Raw genomic sequence first — 19,729 nt, forward strand, 5'->3', positions numbered from 1 at the left:
CTGACACCTCACCGTCCCAGGTCGATGATCGTCATCCCCGTACCGGTGTTCGCGCCCAGGGCCACCATGGCTGCGGGAGCGTCCTCAAGGCCGATGACATTCGTGACAAGATCCTGCGGGCGGAGCTTCCCGGCGATGACGAGGTCGACCATCTCCGGATACGCGGCTGCGGCCATCCCGTGGGAGCCCAAGACGCTGAGCTCGAGTCCGATGACACGCGACATGTCGAACACCGGCGGTGCGGCCAGCAGGCCGATCTGCACGTGACGTCCCAAGGGTGCCAAGGATGAGATTGCGGCTGCGATTGTGTCCTCGCGGCCGAGGGCGTCCACGCTCACGGCAACCCCGTCCACGCTCACGGCCACCCCGTCCGGGCATTGGTCCGAGGCCTGGGAGACCACCTCGACGGATAGTTCGTCCGGGTTCTTGCCAGAGGCGTTGACCGTGTGTTGCGCACCGTGTTCGCGGGCCCGGTCGAGCGCGGCATCGCTGACGTCGATCGCGACGACCCGGGCACCGATGGCCCGGGCGATCATAATCGCCGACAGCCCCACTCCGCCGCAGCCGAACACGGCGACCGTCTCGCCCGCGTGAAGGTTCGCCCGCACCCGCAGACCGTGGAAGGCAGTGGCGAAGCGGCAACCGAGTCCCACCACCGCCGAGGCGGGAAGCTCCTCAGGGACCGCGATGAGGTTGGCATCGGCGTTGTGGATGACCACCTGATCCGCCCAGGAACCGAAGTGGGTGAACCCGGGCTGCGTCTGGTCCGGGCAGACCTGAGCATTGCCGTCCAGACACCAGCGGCAGCGACCGCAGCCGCACACGAAGGGCACGGTCACACGCTGGCCGGGGCGGAAGTTCGTGACCTTGGGCCCCGCCGAGGCGATGCGACCGACGAGCTCATGACCGGGCACATGCGGCAGAGTGATCGTCGAGTCGTGGCCCGACCACGCATGATGGTCGCTGCGGCAGACGCCGGTGGCTTCGACGTCGATGACGACGCCGGCTGCGGGAACGGATGGTGACTCGATGTCTCTCAGCTGAGGGAGGACAGAGAACTCTTCATAGACGATTGCACGCACACGGTCATTCTATGCAGAGTCGGTCAGCCCGCACGGCGCAGTCCACATCAGTTCGACCTGGCGTGGATCCCGACCGCGGCCAAGGCATCGAGGAGTCGTCGCCGCAGGGCCTGGGCCTGTTCGGAGAAGGCTTGCTGCCGTTGCATGTATTCGGCCTTGCCCTCGGCGGTTTCGATGGCGACGACGCCGTAGCCCCAGCCGCGCAGATCGTAGGGCGAGGCCTCCATGTCGAGGGTGCGGATGTCCAGTGCCAGATCGAAGCAGTCGACGACGAGGTCGGAGGAGGCGACGGGACCGATCTTCATCGCCCATTTGTACAGGTCCATTCCCGCATGCAGGCAGCCGGGCTGCTCAGCGGCCACCATGCCTGCACGGGTCGGCTGGAGGGTGTTGCGAGGGCGTGCGGGCTCGGTGAAGAAACGGAACGCGTCGTGGTGGGAACACTGAATCCGGTGGCCCTCGACGACGGCGTCGGTGGCTTCATGGCTCAGACGCAACGGCACCTGCTGGTGGCGGCGCTGCTCCTCGCTGAGCTTGTAGACCATCGCCCATTCGTGGATGCCGAAGCACCCGAAGTTCGCCTCCCGATGCAGGGTCGACTGGACTAGGGAGGCGATGAACTTCGCACCATCACCCCGATCTCTGCGCCAGGACTCGACGTCGACCTCGGCGATGGTGCCCGCTGAGTTGCTCGTGTACCAGCGCCGGTCGAAATAATTCTGGTCGGCCTCCGTGGTCAACTCGAGTCGCACGTCGGGACCCGGATTCCACTTGGCCAGTTGGCCCGCTTTGAACGGATAGTAGGTGAACAGGAAGTCCTCGACCGGGTGCTTCTCGCCCTTGAGTCGGCGGGCGAGGTGCGCATCCGTTCTCCTTGCGATCCTCGTGGCGTGATCATCACGCAGAGCCCGCCATGTGGGTGCGCTGATCGCGGCACCCCCAGCACCGACAGCACGGGGGAAGTCGGTGCGCTCAGCGGTCAGTGAGGCGGTGGGAGTCATCGCTTCATTGTCCCAGACCGTTTGGTCCCGCGCATCGGGGGTGCCGTGAGCGGATCCTCGGGCCAGGGATGCTTCGGATACCGGCCTCGATTCTCCGCTCTGACGTGGGAATAGGCATTGGCCCAGAACGAAGCGAGGTCGCTGGTGACCGCCAACGGCCGGCGGGCGGGGGAGAGGAGGTGAATCACCACAGGGATTCGGCCATCGCACACCCGCGGTACCGTCTGCCAGCCGAAGCACTCCTGAAGTTTGACCGCAAGGATGGGACTCGGCACCTCAGTCACCGGGCCGCCGTCGACCGACGCCGACTCGTCCTCTGCCTCGGGCGCAGACTCAGATGCCGACTCCGACACCGCATGATCGGGGTCGGGGTAGTCGAGGCGAATCCGTGAACCGCTGGGGACTTCAAGGCTCACCGGCACCAGTTCGTCGAGTCGGGAGGCCTGCGGCCAGGGCAGGAGAGTCCGCAGGGCAGAGACGAGATCGACCTTGCTCGGATCAGACCCTCGTGCGATGCGGTCCAGGGCGGCCGGGCACCACTCGGTCAGCGTCTGCGACAGCCGCGACCACCGCACATCCGGCCACGGCGGTCCATAGATGGCGTGCAGCAGCCCCAGCCGGGACCGCAGCTCTTCGAATGCCTCGCTGGGCCGCAGAATCTCACGCGCACCGCGCTGACGCACCGACGCCGCGATCGCCGAACGGGCCAGTTCCGGGCTCGCCTTGATTGGTGTGGCGGTGAGTTCGATGCCGCCGAGGCGGGTCCGCTGCACCGCGCGCACCTTCCCTTGGTCGAAGGTCGCAGTCTCCTCGGTCGCCATCAGCCCGGCGCCCGCGAGCTCTGCGGTGTCCTCGTCGATGACCACCGCGGCCCTGATGACGGCGCGTCCCCCGGAAAGCCCGACATCGGAGATCGCCAGCCACGGACTGCCTTGCAAAGACGAGTTCCGCGGCAGCGATGCGGCTGTGCCGGAGGCCAGCAGGTATTCCGACGCCGAGGAACTGCGCAGCCGGCCGATCTGCAGCGGATGGGACAGGGCAACGACAAGTCCCAGGTCATCGGGGCGCAGAGAACCGCCCCGAGCCGAACCGGGGGGTGTCGACTCGCGGACCGCTGATTCGCGCCCGGCTGAGCCCGGCGGATCAGAGAACTCCGCGGCCAATCCGGCGAAGCGCTTCACATCGTTGGCGAACCGACGGTCCTTGCTGCGCCGCAGCTCGCGCAGAGTGGCCACGAGATCGGCGCCGGGGGACCGCTGGTCGGACTCGATCACAGCGATCGCCTCGGCTGCCGCGGTCGGGGACAGCAATGCGGCTCCGTCGAAGAGACCTCGCGCCGACCACACGGAGGCCGGAATCCGTGCGATCGCCCGTCCCAGTCGGGTGACTCGGATTGCGTCGTGCTTCACCGAGCCGCCGTCGCCGTCCGAAGCATCCTCGGTCCCCGCCGTCCCGAGCGCCCCGAGCGCCACGAGATTGTCCACGGCCAGGCGGTGCGGGCCTTCCGGCATCGGATCCGGCAACAGGCCCGCGTCGCCGCCCCACACGGCGAGGGTCAGGACCGCCGAGGTGAGATCGGAGGTCGCGATCTCCGCGGGCGTGTGCTCGGGCAGGCTCGCCCAATCCGGTTCGGACAGGCACCGATAGACCGTGCCCGGACCCAACCGTGAGGCACGACCGCCACGCTGCGTCCCCGAGGCCTTGGACTCACGGGTCGTGACCAGGCCGGACATTCCACGCCGCGTATCCAACCGGGGACCCCTGGCGAGCCCCGAGTCGACGACGATGCTCACCCCGGGAACCGTCAGAGCCGACTCCGCGACAGAGGTCGACACGATCACGCGACGATGGCCCACTTCGGCGGGATGGGGTCGCAGGATCGCATCCTGCTCCTGGGCGGGAGTGCGGCCGAGCAGAGTGTGGACCTCGGTCCCTGACCCGGCGGGGAGGGACCGCGTGATCCGGGCGGCGATCTCCTCGACCTCCCGGGCGCCGGGGGCGAAGACGAGCACGTCCCCGCTGATGTGCGTCGACAGAGCTTCAACACTCGTTCGCGCCACATGATCGAGGAAGTCCCAGGTCACGCAGCGTGCGTCCAGAGGACGCTGCTTCGCCGGCGCCCACCTGACATCGAGGGGGTGGACCTTCGCTGCAACCGACAGCAGCGCTGCGGGTGACTCGGCGCCGTCTCCTGAACTCAACCGTCGTGCCCACATCGTGGCATCGAGGGTCGCCGACATGACGACGAGGCCAAGATCCTCACGCAGATCGATCAGTTCCCGGCACAGCGCGAAGGTCAGGTCGGTGTCGAGCTGTCGCTCGTGCACCTCGTCGAGGATGACAGCCGAGACACCTGCCAACTCAGGATCGCGCAGCAGACGGTTGAGCAGCACTCCCGTGGTCACGAACTCGATCCTCGTGCGCGCCGAGGTCCGCGACTCCCCGCGAACCGTGAACCCGATCACCTCGCCGAGGCGGGTCCCGGTCAGCGTCGCCAGTCGCCTGGCCGCGGCCCGAGCGGCCATGCGTCGCGGCTGAGTGACGATGATCCGCCCCGCAGCGGCGGATGGATCAGCAGGCTCGGACGGGTGCTGGTCCGAATCGCCGGCCGAAGACCCGGTGAGGTTCCCGGCCAGATGCTCGGCGATGAGCGGCGGCACCAGGGTGGTCTTGCCGGTTCCGGGTGGGGCCTCGACGACCAGGCGGGGAAACCTGCCGACGGAGGAGTCTGCCAGTTGGTCGATGAGCGCCGCGGCCGGCAGTCCCGCGGCGATGGTCTCCAGGTCGAACGAGTGTGGCGGACGAGAATCGGGCATGTCCCAAGTGTCTCAGCCCAAGCGCAGAATGCCCGTGTGCCAGTGGTCTCGCCGACTGACTAGACTGGGGCACATGCGTATTGCCAGATTTGTGCACCAGGATGAACCCAAATACGGAGTCGTCGAGGGCGACGTGCCGCAGATTGAGGACGGCACGTGGGACACGTCCGGTCTCAGCCTCGCCGTTCTCGACCAGGACCCGTTCTTCGCCCCGGCCCAATCGACGGGGGAGCGGCTGAAGTTCGACGATGTTCGTCTCGTCAGCCCGATCCTGCCGCGGTCGAAGGTCATAGGCGTGGGGCGCAATTTCGCCGACCATGCCGCCGAACTCGGCAATGAGGTGCCCGTCAGTCCGCTGACCTTCTTCAAGCCCAACACCTCGGTCATCGGCCCAGGTGACCCGATCCGCTTGCCCGCCATCAGCGAACACGTCTCCTACGAGGCGGAGCTGGCCGTCATCATCGGCCGTGTCGCCAAGGGCGTGAAAGCCGAGAACGCCTACGACCATGTCCTCGGCTACACCGGCGGCAACGACGTGACCATGCGCGACATCCAGAAGTCCGACAAGCAGTGGTCACGGGCGAAGGGCTTCGACACGTCCTGCCCGCTGGGGCCCTGGATCGAAACGGAACTCGACGTCGACGACCTCGGCATCCGCTCCTGGGTCGACGGGGAGCTGAAGCAGGACGGCAATACCGCCGACTTCATCTTCGACATCCCGACCCTCATCGAACACCTGTCCGAGACCATCACCCTGCTGCCCGGTGACGTCATCCTCACCGGCACTCCCGCCGGCGTCGGACAGATCGTGTCCGGCAACCGCGTCGACATCGCCATCGATGGGCTCGGAGTCCTCAGCAACATGGCCATGGACGCCTGAGACCGACACCACGTCACACAACTCGCAGCACTCAAGACTCGCAGCACCTCAAGACCTAAGGAACATAGTGAGCGTCAAAGTTCGTTTCTGCCCATCACCCACCGGCACTCCGCACGTCGGCATGGTCCGCACCGCCCTGTTCAACTGGGCGTATGCGAAGCACACCGGCGGAAAGTTCGTCTTCCGCATCGAAGACACCGACGCCGCCCGTGACACCGAGGAGAGCTTCGGCCAGGTCCTCGAAGCCATGAAGTGGCTCGGCCTCGACTGGGACGAAGGCATCGACGTGGGCGGACCCGACGGACCCTACCGCCAGTCCCAGCGCGGCGACATCTACGCAGGCGTGATCGACAAACTCAAGGCCGCCGGACACATCTACGAGTCCTACTCGACCAACGACGAGGTCGAGGCCCGACACAAGGCCGCAGGCCGCGACCCTAAGCTCGGCTACGACGGATTCGACCGTGACCTCACCCCCGAACAGATCGCCGGCTTCAGGGCCGAGGGGCGCGAACCGGTCTGGCGCGTGCGCATGCCCGCCGAGGACGTCACCTTCACCGACCTGGTGCGCGGAGAGATCACCTTCCGCGCCGGCACCATCCCCGACTACGTCGTCGTCCGCGCCAACGGGCAACCGCTGTACACCCTGGTCAACCCCGTCGACGACGCGCTCATGGGCATCACCCATGTGCTGCGCGGTGAGGACCTGCTGTCCTCGACCCCGCGCCAGGTCGTGCTCTACGAAGCACTCAAGGACATCGGCGTCGCCGCCGCGACCCCCGAGTTCGGTCACCTGCCCTACGTGATGGGCGCCGGCAACAAGAAGCTGTCCAAGCGCGATCCGGAATCCAACCTGTTCCTCCACCGCGACAACGGGTTCATCCCCGAGGGCATGATCAACTACCTCGGTCTGCTCGGCTGGTCGATCGCACCCGATCGGGACATATTCAGCGTCAAAGAATTCGTCGACGCCTTCGACATCCACGATGTCCTGCCCAACCCCGCCCGATTCGATGTGAAGAAGGCGACGTCGATCAACGCCGACCACATCCGGCTCCTCGAGGCCGACGACTTCCGTGATCGGCTGGTGCCCTATCTCCAGGCCGCCGAGGTGCTCCCGGAACAGCCGTCACAGGCTCAGCTGGTGATCCTCGACCAGGCGGCACCGTTGGTGCAGACGAGGATGAACCTCCTCGGCGAAGCACCTGACCTCCTGGCGTTCCTCTTCACTCCCGATGCCGAGCTGACCATGGCCGAGGACGGACTGAAGACCCTGAAAGACTCCGCCCCCGAGGTGCTGGCGGCCTCGATCGAGGTCCTCGAGGGAGTCGAGGACTGGACGACGGACACACTGCACGAACGCCTGCAGTTCACACTGGTCACCGAAATGGAGATCAAACCGCGGCTGGCCTTCGGCCCCCTGCGCGTGGCCGTATCCGGACGCAAGGTCTCTCCACCTCTGTTCGAGTCGATGGAGATCCTCGGCAAGGAATCCTCGCTGACCCGCCTGCGGGCCCTGGCCGCCCAGCTGTGACTGCAGTCAACCAGTCGAACTGGACGCGCGGGGGACTGCACTTCAGGGACGTGACCGTCGACGTCCCGCTCGATCACTTCGGTGGGGGAGCAGCGGGAGGGGCAGCCGCCTCGGCGAGCATCGAGGTCTTCGCCCGCATCACCGCCACCGAGGCGGAGAGCACGAAGCCCTATCTCGTGTTCCTGCAGGGCGGGCCGGGTGCCGAAGCGCCCCGACCGACCACCCCCGTCGGCCAGTCCACCTGGCTGGCACGAGCACTCGAGGACTTCCAAGTCGTCATGCTCGACCAGCGGGGGACCGGGAAATCGAGCCCCATCAGCTCCGTGGACGGGAGCATCACCGGCCTTGACTGGGCCGGTGAGGCCCCCGCGGATATGGCTGCCGCGCTGCGCTGCTTCCGTGCCGATTCGATCGTCGAAGACGCTGAGATTCTGCGCCAGATCCTCGGCATCGACACCTGGTCGCTGCTGGGTCAGTCCTTCGGCGGGTTCACCGCCCTGCGTTACGTATCCGCACACTCCGAATCGTTGGACGAAGTCTACTTCACCGGTGGTCTGCCGGCCGTCGGCACCGACCCGGCCACCGTGTACTCCACAACGTGGCAGACCATGAAGCGCAAGTCGGAGCAGTTCTACCGCGCATTCCCCGGTGACCGTGACAAGCTCGCCCGCCTCGTCGACATCGCCGAGGTCGAGGGCGGGATCACGCTCCCCGGCGGGGCGCGCGCCACGACGGAGCGCATCCGTCTCCTCGGGCACTACCTCGGGGCCTCCGACGGTCCCGAGAAACTCCACTATCTGCTGGACCTGGACCCCGCCTCGGCGGCCTTTCGTCATGACCTTGCAGCCGCATTGCCGTTCTCGGGTCGAAACCCGCTCTACGCAGTGATCCACGAGTCCTGTTGGGCCGACGGTGCTGTCACCGATTGGGCCGCACGGCGGGCGATGCCGGCCGATGTCGCTGCGGACCCGACTCTGCTGGCCGGTGAGCATGCCGGACCCGAGTCGCTGACCGAGGACCCGGAGCTCGCACCCTTCGCCGAGGTGGCGCAGCTGGTGGCACAGCACGAATGGCCCCGCCTCTACGATGCCGACGCGCTGCGGGCCTCAACCGTGCGCGGCGGCGCGGCGGTGTACTTCGAGGACGCCTACGTCCCTCCGGAGTACTCGCTGGCCACGGCGGAACTCCTCGACGGAGTGAAGCCGTGGGTGACGAACGAGTACGAGCACAACGGATTGCGAGCCGACGGGTATCGGGTGCTCGATCGCCTCATCGCTCTGGCACGAGAGTGATTTCCTCACCGCGGCAGTGAAGGGGGCGATGTTAAGAAGGTCACACAGAAAAAGGCCCTGCAGAATTTGTCGTGGAGCAGGGGGTTTGTGTAGAGTTATATCTCGTTGCTCAGGGAAATTCCTTCGGGGGTGAGCCTGAATAACATTGGGGTATGGTGTAATTGGCAGCACGAGTGTTTCTGGTACATTTAGTCTAGGTTCAAGTCCTGGTACCCCAGCGAACAGCTCTGGAGTATGACTCTGAGCTGTTTATTGGCCCCCGTCGTCTAGTGGCCTAGGACGCTGCCCTCTCAAGGCGGAAACGGCAGTTCGAACCTGCTCGGGGGTACGGTTGAGTCCTGCATCGATTTGTCGGTGCGGGGCTCGCTCTAATTCACAGGGATATTTCTGCGGATGCGTATTCATGACGCGTCTGATGCAGCTCGGTCTGAGTTTCAGAGCTCGACTTCAAAGCCGATCCCTGAAACTCAGAGCGAATACTGACGCGCCGTCACCTGTGCTTCACACAAAGTGTCCAGCATGAGGAGGCTGCGGCGCAGGGTCAGCGTCCGAGGGAATCCGCGATCTTCTTCGTGTTCTCCGCAGTCTTGACGTTGGAGACGAGGAGCTCGAGGGCCAGGCGGACGAAGATCACCCAGAGAGCGGGGATGATCCAGCCGAAGATGATCGCCAGCAGCAGCGGCCACGGGCTGAAGCTCGGGGCTTGGCCGAAGTATGCCGATGCGCTACCGGCGGCAGCGCCCGTGAGAATTCCGCCGATGATGGATCCCAGCCAGGACAGCACGGCCACGACGATGGCGATGATGTAGATGAATCCTGCCCACCGAACGGCGATGAAGTTGTTGAAGCGGAAGTCGAAGAGTGACTTGAAGAAGCCGCTGTTGCTGCCGGCGCTGTGCTCTGGTGCAGGCTGTTGGTACGTGCCCACCGGAGGGTGCTGGGAGCCGACGTAGTTGCCCTGGTCGTAGCCAGCGTAGTCAGCGGCCTGATAGTACTGGCCCTGCTGGGCTGGCTGTCCGTACTGATCCTGAGGGTAGTACTGACCCGTGTGAGCGTACTGGCTCTGCTGGTTGTACAGATCCGACTGATCGTACTGGTTCTGTTGGCCGTACGCGTCCTGCTGGTTGTAGGGGTCCTGCTGGTTGTACTGCTCGGCTTGACTGTACTGCTCGGACGGGCTGAACTGAGAGCCTTGTCCGTACTGTGCCGAGCCGGCCGACTGTGTGGCCTCGGTCTGATCGCCGGCAGCTGGATCCTGCGGCTCGGATTCCTGGCCAACCTGGCCGGATTCCGGGCCGGCCTGATCAGAGTCCCGGCCAACCTGATCGGTTGGCAGGTTCTGATTGTTCTCTGCATCCGAGTTATCTGCATCTGAACCGGAGTACGGGTTCTGTGGTGTCGACATAATCTTCCTTCGTGCGAGTTGAAGCCGATACTCGCAACTTATCAGGGCAAAATGTCTTTGCGCCCAGAACTTTCAGTGCGGAACTTTCAACTCAAGGCGATGGTCCATTCCACACTGAGTTCACCCTCCGGGGCGATGACATCGTGGTCCGAACCGGTGGCGAAGGCGTTGGGCGGACAGGTCATCGGTTCGATGGCGATAGCTCGACGCCGGTGGTCGTGGTCGAGGTCGTCGCCGGTGCAGATCTGCCAGGCCCGGAAGCTCTCATCCATTCCGATGGTGACCGCCTTGTCATCGGCACCTCTCAACCGCACCCGTGACCATCCATCATCGTCGCGCTGCGGAACTCCGAAGGCATCATCGAGCACGGTCGGGCCGAGGGTGCGCAGAGCACGGAAATCCTTGCAGAGGAGGCAGGATGCTTCATCAGGTCCGTGATCGGTGGGGATGAACGATCCTGTGTCGAACGGTTTCATAGCCCGGGGGAGGAGTCTGTTGTCGGTCTCGAACCAGGTTTCGGCGGGGACGAGGAGCTGTGCCCGATCGACGCTTTCGGCCCCGGGGTGGATCCAGGGATGAAAGCCGAAACCGAAGGGAGCCGGCTCCAGCCCGATGTTTCGTGCCAGGGCCAGGACCCGGAGCTCGCCGCTGTCTGCGGGTTCACCCGCGTCGTCACGCGGGACGAGGGAGTACGTCACCTTGAGAGACAGGGTAAAAGGATACCCTGGTGGGTCGGTGATGTCGGTGGTCAAGGTCACGGAGGCGTCGCCGCGTTCGCTCACCGCCCAGTGCGTCTCGGCGACGAGTCCATGCAGGGAAGTGCTGCGTGAGGTTTCGGTGATGGGCAGCTGGTGGGAGCGGCCGTTGAAGTCGTAGCGTCCATCGGCGATTCGGTTGGGCCACGGTGCCAGCACGGCCCCGTCGAAGGCGGACATCTGGGCGACGACAGGACGATCACCGACGGCGTAGTGAAGCAGAGCCGCACCGCGTGTGGACACGACCGCGTTGTCGTCGCCCAGAGTGAGCTCGATGAGATCGGTCATGCGACTCCTGCGCAATTGGTATGCGAATGTTCTGGTGTCCCAGAATTCTACGACAGAACTGTGTTCGGCACCGATCTGGTGTTAGCATTATGATCGAAAATGATCAGTTCTGGGAGGTCGGATGGGTCGGCGTTGTATTTCTTCATTCTGCCGTCGAACCGTTGAATTCGCAGGCGTCCGTTGAGCACGCGCATCCGCAGGAACACGCTTGCCGACGGCAGAGAGATCCTCCTGTTCCAGGACGCCGATTCGCCGACAGCGCCACTTGCCGAGGACGACCGCCCCGCAGAGCCGCGTCCCACCGGCGGACAGCTGCGCTTCGATCTGCTCACCGGCGAGTGGGTGGCCGTGGCCACGCATCGCCAGTCGCGCACGCACCTCCCCGTCGCCGCCGAATGTCCCCTCTGCCCCTCGGCACCGGGGCGACCTACCGAGATTCCTGTCGCCGACTACGACGTCGTGGTCTTCGAGAATCGCTTCCCTTCGCTGGGACCTGCGCTTGGTGAGGTGATTGCCGATCCGAGGCAGCACTTCGCCGAGGCGGCCTCCGAATCCGCCCTGACCGCACCGGCCCATGGGCGCTGTGAGGTCGTCGTCTTCTCCTCCGCGCACAACGGATCCTTCGCCGACCTCGACCCGGGCCGAGCGCGCACCGTTATCGACGCCTGGGCGAACCGGACGAGCGAGCTCGCCGCACGAGAGGGGATCGAGCAGGTCTTCGTATTCGAGAACCGGGGTGAGGAGATCGGCGTGACGATGAACCACCCACACGGCCAGATCTATGCTTATCCGTTCGTGGCTCCACACACCGTGATCACCTCGGCCCGTGCGGTGCAGCATCGACGCGAGACAGGCAGGCCGCTGATGGGTGACGTCCTCGCTTTCGAGCGCAGCTCCGGGGAGCGGATGGTCCTCGAATCTGCACATTTCTCTGCGTTCGTGCCATTCGCCGCCAGGTGGCCGATCGAAGTCCACATCGTCCCGCATCGGCAAGTGTTGGGGATCGACGACCTCGACGACGCCGAACGTGATGACCTCGCGCGCATCTACCCCGAGGTGCTGCGAAGGATCGACGGCCTCTATTCGACTCCCACTCCATACATCGCAGCGTGGCATCAGGCACCGGTCAACTGTGAGGACCGATCGGCAGAGTGGATGCATCTGGAGATCACCAGTCCCAGGCGTGCCGAGAACAAGCTGAAGTTCCTCGCTGGATCCGAAGCGGCCATGGGCGCCTTCGTCGGCGACGTCTCCGCCGAGGAGACCGCGGCGCGACTGCGCGTGGCGACGCTCGCGCACGTGGACGGTCGCCGATGAGTGCGGCCACCACTGAGGCGGGTCCACGCCTGCGCCGCGAGTTCGAAGCGATCTTCGGCTATCCGCCGCTCGAGAGCTTCCGTGCTCCCGGACGCGTCAACCTCATCGGCGAACACACTGATTACAACAACGGGTTCGTCTTGCCCATCGCCATCGACAGAGCTGTTCACGTGGCCATCGGCCGGCGCGCTCAGGGCCGCTCGGGCGCCCGGAACGGTGTTTCGGACGCCCAAAACGGTGTTTCGGACGCCCAGGGCCGTGGAACCGCGGCACCGGCTCGGCGCGAGGAGAGCATCCGGATCGTTTCCGACCATCGAGACGAGCGGGGCGAGCGGCTCGCAGGGCAGTTCACGGCCGAGGAACTGGTACCCGGAGCTCTCCAGGGTTGGCTCAGCCATCCGGCCGGAGTCGTCGATGAGATCGCCAAGACGACGGGCACTGCCGTCGGCGGCATCGACCTCTACATCGAATCGACAGTGCCTGTCGGGGCCGGACTGTCCTCCTCACATGCGCTCGAGGTCGCGGTCCTCATTGCCCTCGACGAGGTCTACGGTCTAGGCCTCGACGAACGGGAGAAGGTGCTGCTCACCCAGCGCGCCGAGAATGACTTCGTCGGCGCTCCAACCGGAATCGTCGATCAGGCGGCCTCCGTCATGACCGAGGCCGGACACGCACTCTTCCTCGACTGCCGAGACCTCCGAACTCGGCAGATCCCATTCGACCTCGATGCCGAAGGGCTGCGGCTGCTCGTCATTGATACCCGCGTGTCCCACTCCCACAGTGAGAGCGGGTACGGTGACCGGCGGCGCACCTGTGAGGAGGCTGCCGGGATCCTCGGAGCCGAGAGTCTGCGCGAACTCGACGAAACCGTCGACCTCGGTCCGCTCACAGGGGAGCAGAGGAAACGGGTGCGGCACGTTCTCAGCGAGAACGCCCGGGTCCGGGCCACGGTCGAACTCTTGGAGGGACATGGCGGCGAGAGCCGCTGCATCCGCGGAATCGGCGAGCTCCTGCTTGCCTCCCACGACTCCCTCGCGCATGACTACGAGGTCTCGTGCCCCGAACTCGACACCGCCGTCGCAGCGGCGACGTCAGGGGGAGCGCTCGGGGCGCGGATGATCGGCGGCGGCTTCGGGGGATCCGCGATCGCCCTCGTCGACTCTACAAGGGTCGACCGAGTCGGCGAGGCCGTCGTGGCTGCGTTCGCCGATCACGGATATCGTGCACCCGATATCTTCGCCGTCAGCGCGGGGGAGGGCGCCGGCAGGATCGACTGACCGCAAGCACGCTAAGCGAGGGTATCGCCGTTGCCGTTGGCTGCGTCGCCGTTCCCGTTGGCGGTCTCGGTCGCCCCGGCGTCGATGATGCGAAGCGGGCGCAGTCTGGCCCAGACGAGGAAGACGACTGCGGTGACGATGAGGCCGATTCCGGTCCAGAGGTTGGCATCGATTCCGCCGGTCCGCTCCGCCTCGTCGGGAGTGTAGCCGACGATGCCGGCGATGGCGAGGATGACTCCGAAGATCCCCAGCAGCACGCCGATGAAGTTGCGGATGTCGAAGGCACCTGCGGTCTTGGTCAGTTCGTTCGCTTTGCTCATTGTTCTCACTTGCTCCTTCACCCGAAGGCCACGTTGAGGATGATGACGAGGATCAGCGCGACTCCCGCGACGGGTACCGGGCGTTTCCAGATCGGGGGCTTCGGTTCGTTCAAGTCTTCGAAGTCGGTCTTCGGGGTCTCCGAATAGACGAGTCCTCGCAGCTCGTGGGCGGGCTTCGGCGTGGTCCGGAAGGTGACGATCACCGAGAGGACGATGTCGACGACGAAGGCAGTGCTGGCAGCGAGGAATGCCGCGCCCTGACCGGGCAGGTCGAATACTCCGGTCTCGCTGAGGACGAAGACGGCGACGGCCGAGAGTGTGCCGCCGACCAGGCCGACCCAGCCGGCAGTCGGGCTCATGCGCTTCCAGAACATACCGAGGATGAATGTGGCGAACAGTGGTGCGTTGAAGAAGCCGAACAGCGTCTGCAGATAGTCCATGAGGTTGGCGAAGTTGCCGGCGATGAGCGCGGTGAAGATCGCAACGATGCAGGCGCCGATTGTGGCGTAGCGGCCCACCTTGAGGTAGTAGGCGTCGTCGCGGTCCTTGACCACGTACTGCTGCCACAGGTCGTAGCTGAAGACAGTGTTGAACGCGGAGATGTTGGCAGCCATTCCGGCCATGAATGCGGCGAGCAGACCGGCGATCGCAACACCGAGGAGGCCGTTGGGCAGAACTTCGCGCATGAGCAGCAGGAGCGCATCGTTATAGGTCACACCGGTTTGGGCCTGAGCGGCCGCCTCGTCGACGCTGGACGCGATCTGCTTGAACTTTGTCAGCTGGGTCACGAGCACTGCCGCGATCATTCCGGGGATGATGACGATGAACGGGATGAGCATCTTCGGGAAGGCACCGAGGATCGGAGTCAGTCGCGCGGCATTGATGCTCTTCGAGGCCATGGCGCGTTGGACCTCGACGAAGTTCGTCGTCCAATAGCCGAAGGAGAGCACGAAGCCGAGCCCGAAGACGATCCCGACCACGGAGAGCACGGGGTTGGCGAACCCGGAGAGCTGTTCTCCCGGCCAGCTGCTCAGCTGCTCGGCGCCGAGCATGCCGTCATTGCTCACCTTCTTAACGAGGCCGTCCCAGCCGCCCACGCGATTGAGGCCGATGATCGTCAGCGGCAGCAGGGCCGCGACGATGACGAAGAACTGGAGCACCTCGTTGTAGATGGCAGCGGTCAGCCCGCCGAGTGTGATGTAGGACAGGACGATGGCGGCCGCGACGACCAGTGCGATCCACAGCGGCCAGCCGAGGAGGCGATTGACGATCGTGCCGAGGAGGAAGAGGTTGACGCCTGCGATGAGGATCTGAGCGACGGCGAAGGACAGCGCATTGACGAGGTGCGCACCGGTGCCGAAGCGTCTGCGCATGAACTCGGGAACGGATCTGACCTTCGAGCCGTAGTAGAAGGGCATCATGACGACGCCGAGGAAGAGCATCGCCGGGACTGCGCCGATCCAGAAGTAGTGCATCGTCGGCATGCCGTACTGGGCACCGGTGGCTGACATGCCCATGATCTCCACGGCACCGAGGTTGGCTGAGACGAACGCCAAGGCCGTCACCCACGCCGGAAGGCTGCGCCCGGAGAGGAGGAACTCGATGCTCGAGGAAACGCCGCGTTTGGCGAACCAGCCGATGCCGAGGACGAACACGAAGTAGATCGCGATCAGCAGATAGTCGATCCACTGGGCGTCCAGGCGGATGTCTTCCAAGGTTCCTCCAACGTCTTCGGTGAATGGCTCCTTGTGATGAAAGCCACCTCAAACGGACACTCTAGAGGACAGTCCCTGTGATCGCTAGTGATCGAACCTGAAAAGTTTTGATTGTTTATGATCGCCCGTGTCAGAGCGGGATTCCGGCTCCCCTTCGGCGTGTCAGGCGACCTCGACGTCGACTCCGGCCGTGCGCAGGGCGTCGAGTTCGCTGCGTTCGCTGCCGGAGTCCGTGATGAGGCGGTCGATCTCCTCGCTGGGGACCGTGAGGACCGAGGAGCGCCGGCCGACCTTCGTGTGGTCGACGAGGGCGGTGACCTTCCCTGCTCCGGCGGCCATGGCGCGGTCGGTGTCGGCGACTGGGAATGCGGGCGTGGAGAGGCCGAAATCCCCGGCCAGCCCGTTTCCCGAGAGGAAGACGGTGTCCGCGCGCAGGCCGAGGAGCTGCGAGACGGTTCCGCCGCCGACGAAGGCGCGGATCGAGTGCCGCAGTATTCCGCCGATGACGATGACTTCGATATCGGGGGAGGAGACCATCGCCTCGGCGACGAGGAGGGAGTTGGTCACGATGCGGATGCCCGAGCGACCGCTGAGCTCCTTGGCCAGGAGCTCGGTCGTGGTGCCGGGGCCCAGCGCCACGACGTCGCCGCTGTGCACGTGCTTGGCCGCGGCACGCGCGATCGCGGACTTCTCGGCCAGGGCCTGCTCGAGCTTCTCCGCATAGGTCGATTCGCGCGCGCTGGAGAAGGGGACCGCCCCTCCATGGGTGCGGGTCAGGCGGCCCGCATCGGCTAACTGATCGAGGTCGCGACGAACCGTCACCGCCGAGGTCTCCAGCCGCTCGGCGAGGGCCGAGATGGAGACCGCACCGTCTCGTTCGAGCGTCTCGATGATCACATTGCGGCGTTGGGCGGCGATCATGGCGTCGTCCTCAGCCCCTGATGAGAGCTTCGCTCAAGGTCCGGGCCGCTTCGATGATGGACTTCGCGTGCAGGCGCCCGGGCTGACGTGTCAGGCGGTCCACGGGGCCGGAGATCGACACGGCGGCCACGACGCGGTTGCTGGGTCCGCGCACGGGGGCGGAGACGGAGGCGACGCCTCGTTCACGTTCGGCAATCGACTGGGCCCAGCCTCGGCGACGGACACCGGAGAGCATGGTCGCGGAGAAGCGGGCGCCGCGCAGACCCGTGTGCAGGCGGTCGGGCTCTTCCCAGGCCAGGAGGACCTGGGCGGCAGATCCGGCGCGCATGCTCAGTGTCGCTCCGATCGGCACCGAATCGCGCAGGCCCACGGGGCGTTCGGCGGCAGCCACGCACAGGCGCAGGTCGCCCTGGCGGCGGAAGAGCTGAGCGGATTCGCCGGTCTGATCGCGCAATTGGCCCAGGACAGGCCCGGCAGCGGCGAGCAGACGGTCCTCGCCGGCGGCCGAGGACAGTTCGGCCAGGCGTGGGCCGAGGACGAAGCGACCCTGCAGATCACGACCGACGATGCGATGGAATTCGAGCGCAACGGCCAGACGGTGAGCAGTGGGGCGGGCCAGTCCGGTCAGTGAGACCAGCTCGGCCAGTGATGCGGGTCCGGCCTCAAGGGCGGAGAGAACCATTGCGGCCTTGTCGATGACTCCGACGCCGCTACCATTGCTTGTCATAGACACCATTGTGCGCGTCTCAGTGGGCGAGATGCAAGTTCGCAATGCGATACGGGGGAGTAAGTTCCCTATACGCACTTGTTGAGTGCACATACTCGTTGAGCGCGCATTGGGCACTCGCCGAATGACCGTAACGAGTCTCACGGGAGCCCGAACACGGGCTGTCACAGTTGTAAGCACGTACAGGCAATCCCTGTACCAGCGGGAGGAACCATGCCACGCACTTTGGCCGAGAAGGTCTGGGCCGATCACGTCGTATCCCTGGGCGAAGACGGTGCGCCCGACCTCATCTACATCGACCTCCACCTCGTCCACGAGGTCACCAGCCCGCAGGCATTCGACGGTCTCCGACTCGCCGGGCGCCCTGTGCGCCGCCCCGACCTGACGATCGCCACGGAGGACCACAACACACCGACCTGGGACATCGACAAGCCCATCGCCGAGCCCACCTCAGCCAAGCAGATCGAGACGCTGCGCAAGAACACCGAGGAATTCGGGGTCCGCCTGCACAGCCTCGGCGATGCCGACCAGGGAATCGTCCACGTCGTGGGCCCCCAGCTGGGCCTGACCCAGCCGGGCACCACCGTCGTCTGCGGCGACTCACACACCTCCACACACGGTGCCTTCGGCGCACTGGCGCTGGGCATCGGCACCTCCGAGGTCGAGCATGTGCTCGCGACCCAGACGCTGAGCCTCAAGGCATTCAAAACGATGTCGATCACCGTCGACGGCGAACTGCCCGAAGGTTCGAGCGCGAAGGACATCATCCTCGCCATCATCGCGAAGATCGGCACCGGCGGCGGTCAGGGCTACGTCCTGGAATACCGCGGCTCGGCGATCCGGGCGCTGTCGATGGAAGCGCGCATGACCATCTGCAACATGTCGATCGAGGCCGGCGCCCGCGCAGGCATGGTCGCACCTGACGAGACCACCTTCGACTACGTCAAGGGCCGTCCGCACGCTCCCGAGGGCGAGGACTGGGACGCTGCAGTCGAATACTGGAAGAGCCTGTACACCGACGAAGGCGCCACGTTCGACCATGAGGTCGTCCTCGAAGCCAAGGACATCGAACCGTTCGTGACCTGGGGAACCAACCCCGGCCAGGGCCTGCCGCTGTCGGCCTCCGTGCCGTCCCCCGACGACTTCGCCGACGAGAACGACAAGGCATCGGCCGCCAACGCCCTGGCCTACATGGGCCTGACTCCCGGTACGCCGCTGCGCGAGATCGAAGTCGACACTGTGTTCCTTGGCTCCTGCACGAACTCACGCATCGAGGACCTGCGCGCCGCCGCCGAGGTGGTCCGTGGCCGGAAGAAGGCCGACAACGTCCGCTTCATGGTCGTTCCCGGATCGGCCAAGGTCCGCCTGCAGGCTGAGGACGAGGGCCTGGACACCATCTTCAAGGACTTCGGAGGAGAGTGGCGCTTCGCCGGCTGCTCGATGTGCCTGGGCATGAACCCGGACCAGCTGGCCGACGGGGAACGCTGCGCCTCGACCTCGAACCGCAACTTCGAAGGCCGCCAGGGCAAGGGCGGGCGCACCCACCTCGTGTCCCCGCTCGTGGCCGCGGCCACCGCCGTACGCGGGACGCTGTCCTCACCCGGTGACGTCACGGACCTGCCCCGCGACGCCGAACCGGTGGCGTGGACCGACGATAAGCCCACCTTGACACTGACACCGACCCCCACCTCGGCGAACGCTTAAGGACTGACGACTGATGGAAGCATTCAGCACACATACCGGCATCGGCGTTCCGCTGCGTCGAGCCAACATCGACACCGACCAGATCATCCCGGCGAAGTTCCTCAAGCGGGTCACCCGCACCGGATTCGAGGATGCACTGTTCTCCCGCTGGCGGTCCGCGGAGGACTTCGTCCTCAACGACCCCGACTTCGCGGCCGGCTCCGTTCTCGTGGCCGGGCCCGACTTCGGCACCGGCTCCTCCCGCGAACACGCGGTGTGGGCGCTGAAGGACTACGGTTTCCGCGTCGTCCTCTCTTCCCGCTTCGGCGACATCTTCCGCGGAAACTCCGGCAAAGAGGGCCTGCTGGCCGCGCAGCTCGAGCAGGACGACATCGAACTGATCTGGAAGATCCTGGAGAACCATCCGGGCACCTCGATCAGCGTCGACCTGACCGAGAAGACAGTGACCTGCGATTCGGTCACCGTGTCCTTCCAGATCGATGACTACACGCGTTGGCGTCTGCTCGAGGGCCATGACGACATCAGCCTGACGCTGGCGAAGGAAGCCGAGATCTCCGATTTCGAATCCAAGCGAGCCACGTTCAAACCCAAGACCCTGCCCGCGAAGGTCTGAGCCTTCCCATAAGGGACCTACGGGGCGTCTGCGCTAGTCTTGGACGAGTCCGGACTAGTCTGGGACACGTCCGGATCCCACC

16 protein-coding genes and 2 tRNA genes are annotated in these 19,729 nt (G+C 65.4%); 9 read left to right on the forward strand and 9 right to left on the reverse strand.

The window, feature by feature from the left end:
- Positions 1-8: 8 nt before the first annotated feature.
- The 3 genes from BLT92_RS15990 to hrpB are packed head-to-tail and all read right to left on the reverse strand — an operon-like array spanning position 9 to position 4,899.
- Complete coding sequence (locus BLT92_RS15990; protein WP_092107150.1) at positions 9-1,082, reverse strand: alcohol dehydrogenase catalytic domain-containing protein; 1,074 nt, start codon at positions 1,080-1,082, stop codon at positions 9-11.
- A 47-nt stretch (positions 1,083-1,129) separates the two neighbouring features.
- A complete protein-coding gene (locus BLT92_RS15995; protein WP_092107152.1) occupies positions 1,130-2,083 on the reverse strand; it encodes a 3-methyladenine DNA glycosylase in 954 nt (317 codons plus the stop codon).
- Positions 2,080-4,899, reverse strand: coding sequence for an ATP-dependent helicase HrpB (gene hrpB, locus BLT92_RS16000; protein ID WP_092107154.1), 2,820 nt, complete (start codon positions 4,897-4,899; stop codon positions 2,080-2,082). The genes BLT92_RS15995 and hrpB overlap by 4 nt, the downstream gene beginning before the upstream one ends.
- A 73-nt stretch (positions 4,900-4,972) precedes the next feature.
- On the opposite strand from hrpB, the gene BLT92_RS16005 reads away from it, so the two are divergent.
- The 5 genes from BLT92_RS16005 (at position 4,973) to BLT92_RS16025 (ending at position 8,933) form a co-directional block, all read left to right on the forward strand.
- Positions 4,973-5,779 carry a fumarylacetoacetate hydrolase family protein gene (locus tag BLT92_RS16005; protein WP_092107156.1) on the forward strand — a complete coding sequence of 269 codons (807 nt, stop codon included), beginning with the start codon at positions 4,973-4,975 and terminating at the stop codon, positions 5,777-5,779.
- A 67-nt stretch (positions 5,780-5,846) separates the two neighbouring features.
- Positions 5,847-7,313: a glutamate--tRNA ligase gene (gltX, locus tag BLT92_RS16010; protein WP_092107158.1), complete on the forward strand. Its 1,467-nt coding sequence runs from the start codon at positions 5,847-5,849 to the stop codon at positions 7,311-7,313.
- The gene (locus tag BLT92_RS16015) at positions 7,310-8,605 is read left to right on the forward strand and encodes an alpha/beta fold hydrolase (protein WP_231938881.1); all 1,296 of its coding nucleotides are present in this window, start codon (positions 7,310-7,312) and stop codon (positions 8,603-8,605) included. Before gltX ends, BLT92_RS16015 begins: the two co-directional genes overlap by 4 nt.
- 146 nt (positions 8,606-8,751) lie before the next feature.
- Positions 8,752-8,823, forward strand: a tRNA-Gln gene (locus BLT92_RS16020).
- Positions 8,824-8,860: 37 nt separating this feature from the next.
- Positions 8,861-8,933: transfer RNA gene (locus BLT92_RS16025), tRNA-Glu, on the forward strand.
- Between the two features lie 213 nt (positions 8,934-9,146).
- Here BLT92_RS16025 and BLT92_RS16030 read toward each other — a convergent pair.
- On the reverse strand, positions 9,147-10,010 hold the full coding sequence (locus tag BLT92_RS16030; RefSeq protein WP_092107160.1) for a DUF4282 domain-containing protein: 864 nt from the start codon (positions 10,008-10,010) through the stop codon (positions 9,147-9,149).
- Between the two features lie 86 nt (positions 10,011-10,096).
- The gene (locus BLT92_RS16035) at positions 10,097-11,053 is read right to left on the reverse strand and encodes an aldose 1-epimerase family protein (RefSeq protein ID WP_092107162.1); all 957 of its coding nucleotides are present in this window, start codon (positions 11,051-11,053) and stop codon (positions 10,097-10,099) included.
- A 180-nt stretch (positions 11,054-11,233) separates the two neighbouring features.
- Between BLT92_RS16035 and galT the strand changes: the two genes are divergently transcribed.
- Both galT and galK read left to right on the forward strand, forming a co-directional pair.
- The gene (gene galT / locus BLT92_RS16040) at positions 11,234-12,370 is read left to right on the forward strand and encodes a galactose-1-phosphate uridylyltransferase (protein WP_092107164.1); all 1,137 of its coding nucleotides are present in this window, start codon (positions 11,234-11,236) and stop codon (positions 12,368-12,370) included.
- The gene (gene galK, locus BLT92_RS16045) at positions 12,367-13,647 is read left to right on the forward strand and encodes a galactokinase (RefSeq protein ID WP_092107166.1); all 1,281 of its coding nucleotides are present in this window, start codon (positions 12,367-12,369) and stop codon (positions 13,645-13,647) included. The genes galT and galK overlap by 4 nt, the downstream gene beginning before the upstream one ends.
- An 11-nt stretch (positions 13,648-13,658) precedes the next feature.
- Here galK and BLT92_RS16050 read toward each other — a convergent pair whose 3' ends face one another.
- From BLT92_RS16050 to BLT92_RS16065, 4 genes are all read right to left on the reverse strand, one after another.
- Positions 13,659-13,967: a hypothetical protein gene (locus BLT92_RS16050; RefSeq protein ID WP_197679630.1), complete on the reverse strand. Its 309-nt coding sequence runs from the start codon at positions 13,965-13,967 to the stop codon at positions 13,659-13,661.
- 17 nt (positions 13,968-13,984) lie between these two features.
- On the reverse strand, positions 13,985-15,682 hold the full coding sequence (locus BLT92_RS16055) for a sodium:solute symporter family protein (protein ID WP_092107168.1): 1,698 nt from the start codon (positions 15,680-15,682) through the stop codon (positions 13,985-13,987).
- Between the two features lie 162 nt (positions 15,683-15,844).
- Positions 15,845-16,603 carry a DeoR/GlpR family DNA-binding transcription regulator gene (locus tag BLT92_RS16060; protein WP_092107170.1) on the reverse strand — a complete coding sequence of 253 codons (759 nt, stop codon included), beginning with the start codon at positions 16,601-16,603 and terminating at the stop codon, positions 15,845-15,847.
- 10 nt (positions 16,604-16,613) lie between these two features.
- Positions 16,614-17,330 carry an IclR family transcriptional regulator gene (locus BLT92_RS16065; RefSeq protein WP_009882470.1) on the reverse strand — a complete coding sequence of 239 codons (717 nt, stop codon included), beginning with the start codon at positions 17,328-17,330 and terminating at the stop codon, positions 16,614-16,616.
- A 213-nt stretch (positions 17,331-17,543) separates the two neighbouring features.
- On the opposite strand from BLT92_RS16065, the gene leuC reads away from it, so the two are divergent.
- On the forward strand, positions 17,544-19,034 hold the full coding sequence (leuC, locus tag BLT92_RS16070) for a 3-isopropylmalate dehydratase large subunit (RefSeq protein WP_092107172.1): 1,491 nt from the start codon (positions 17,544-17,546) through the stop codon (positions 19,032-19,034).
- A 13-nt stretch (positions 19,035-19,047) separates the two neighbouring features.
- Positions 19,048-19,647, forward strand: a complete 600-nt coding sequence (gene leuD / locus BLT92_RS16075; RefSeq protein WP_092107174.1) for a 3-isopropylmalate dehydratase small subunit — start codon at positions 19,048-19,050, stop codon at positions 19,645-19,647.
- The last annotated feature ends 82 nt before the right edge of the window (positions 19,648-19,729 follow it).

The organism is Brevibacterium picturae, from assembly GCF_900105045.1.
Lineage (GTDB): Bacteria > Actinomycetota > Actinomycetes > Actinomycetales > Brevibacteriaceae > Brevibacterium > Brevibacterium picturae.

Coding starts and splice junctions, on each gene's coding strand:
- BLT92_RS15995 (WP_092107152.1), bottom strand. CDS start 2,083: ATGACTCCCACCGCCTCACTGACCGCTGAGCGCACCGACTTCCCCCGT.
- hrpB (WP_092107154.1), bottom strand. CDS start 4,899: ATGCCCGATTCTCGTCCGCCACACTCGTTCGACCTGGAGACCATCGCC.
- BLT92_RS16005 (WP_092107156.1), top strand. CDS start 4,973: ATGCGTATTGCCAGATTTGTGCACCAGGATGAACCCAAATACGGAGTC.
- BLT92_RS16030 (WP_092107160.1), bottom strand. CDS start 10,010: ATGTCGACACCACAGAACCCGTACTCCGGTTCAGATGCAGATAACTCG.
- BLT92_RS16035 (WP_092107162.1), bottom strand. CDS start 11,053: ATGACCGATCTCATCGAGCTCACTCTGGGCGACGACAACGCGGTCGTG.
- galK (WP_092107166.1), top strand. CDS start 12,367: ATGAGTGCGGCCACCACTGAGGCGGGTCCACGCCTGCGCCGCGAGTTC.
- BLT92_RS16050 (WP_197679630.1), bottom strand. CDS start 13,967: ATGAGCAAAGCGAACGAACTGACCAAGACCGCAGGTGCCTTCGACATC.
- BLT92_RS16060 (WP_092107170.1), bottom strand. CDS start 16,603: ATGATCGCCGCCCAACGCCGCAATGTGATCATCGAGACGCTCGAACGA.
- BLT92_RS16065 (WP_009882470.1), bottom strand. CDS start 17,330: ATGACAAGCAATGGTAGCGGCGTCGGAGTCATCGACAAGGCCGCAATG.
- leuC (WP_092107172.1), top strand. CDS start 17,544: ATGCCACGCACTTTGGCCGAGAAGGTCTGGGCCGATCACGTCGTATCC.
- leuD (WP_092107174.1), top strand. CDS start 19,048: ATGGAAGCATTCAGCACACATACCGGCATCGGCGTTCCGCTGCGTCGA.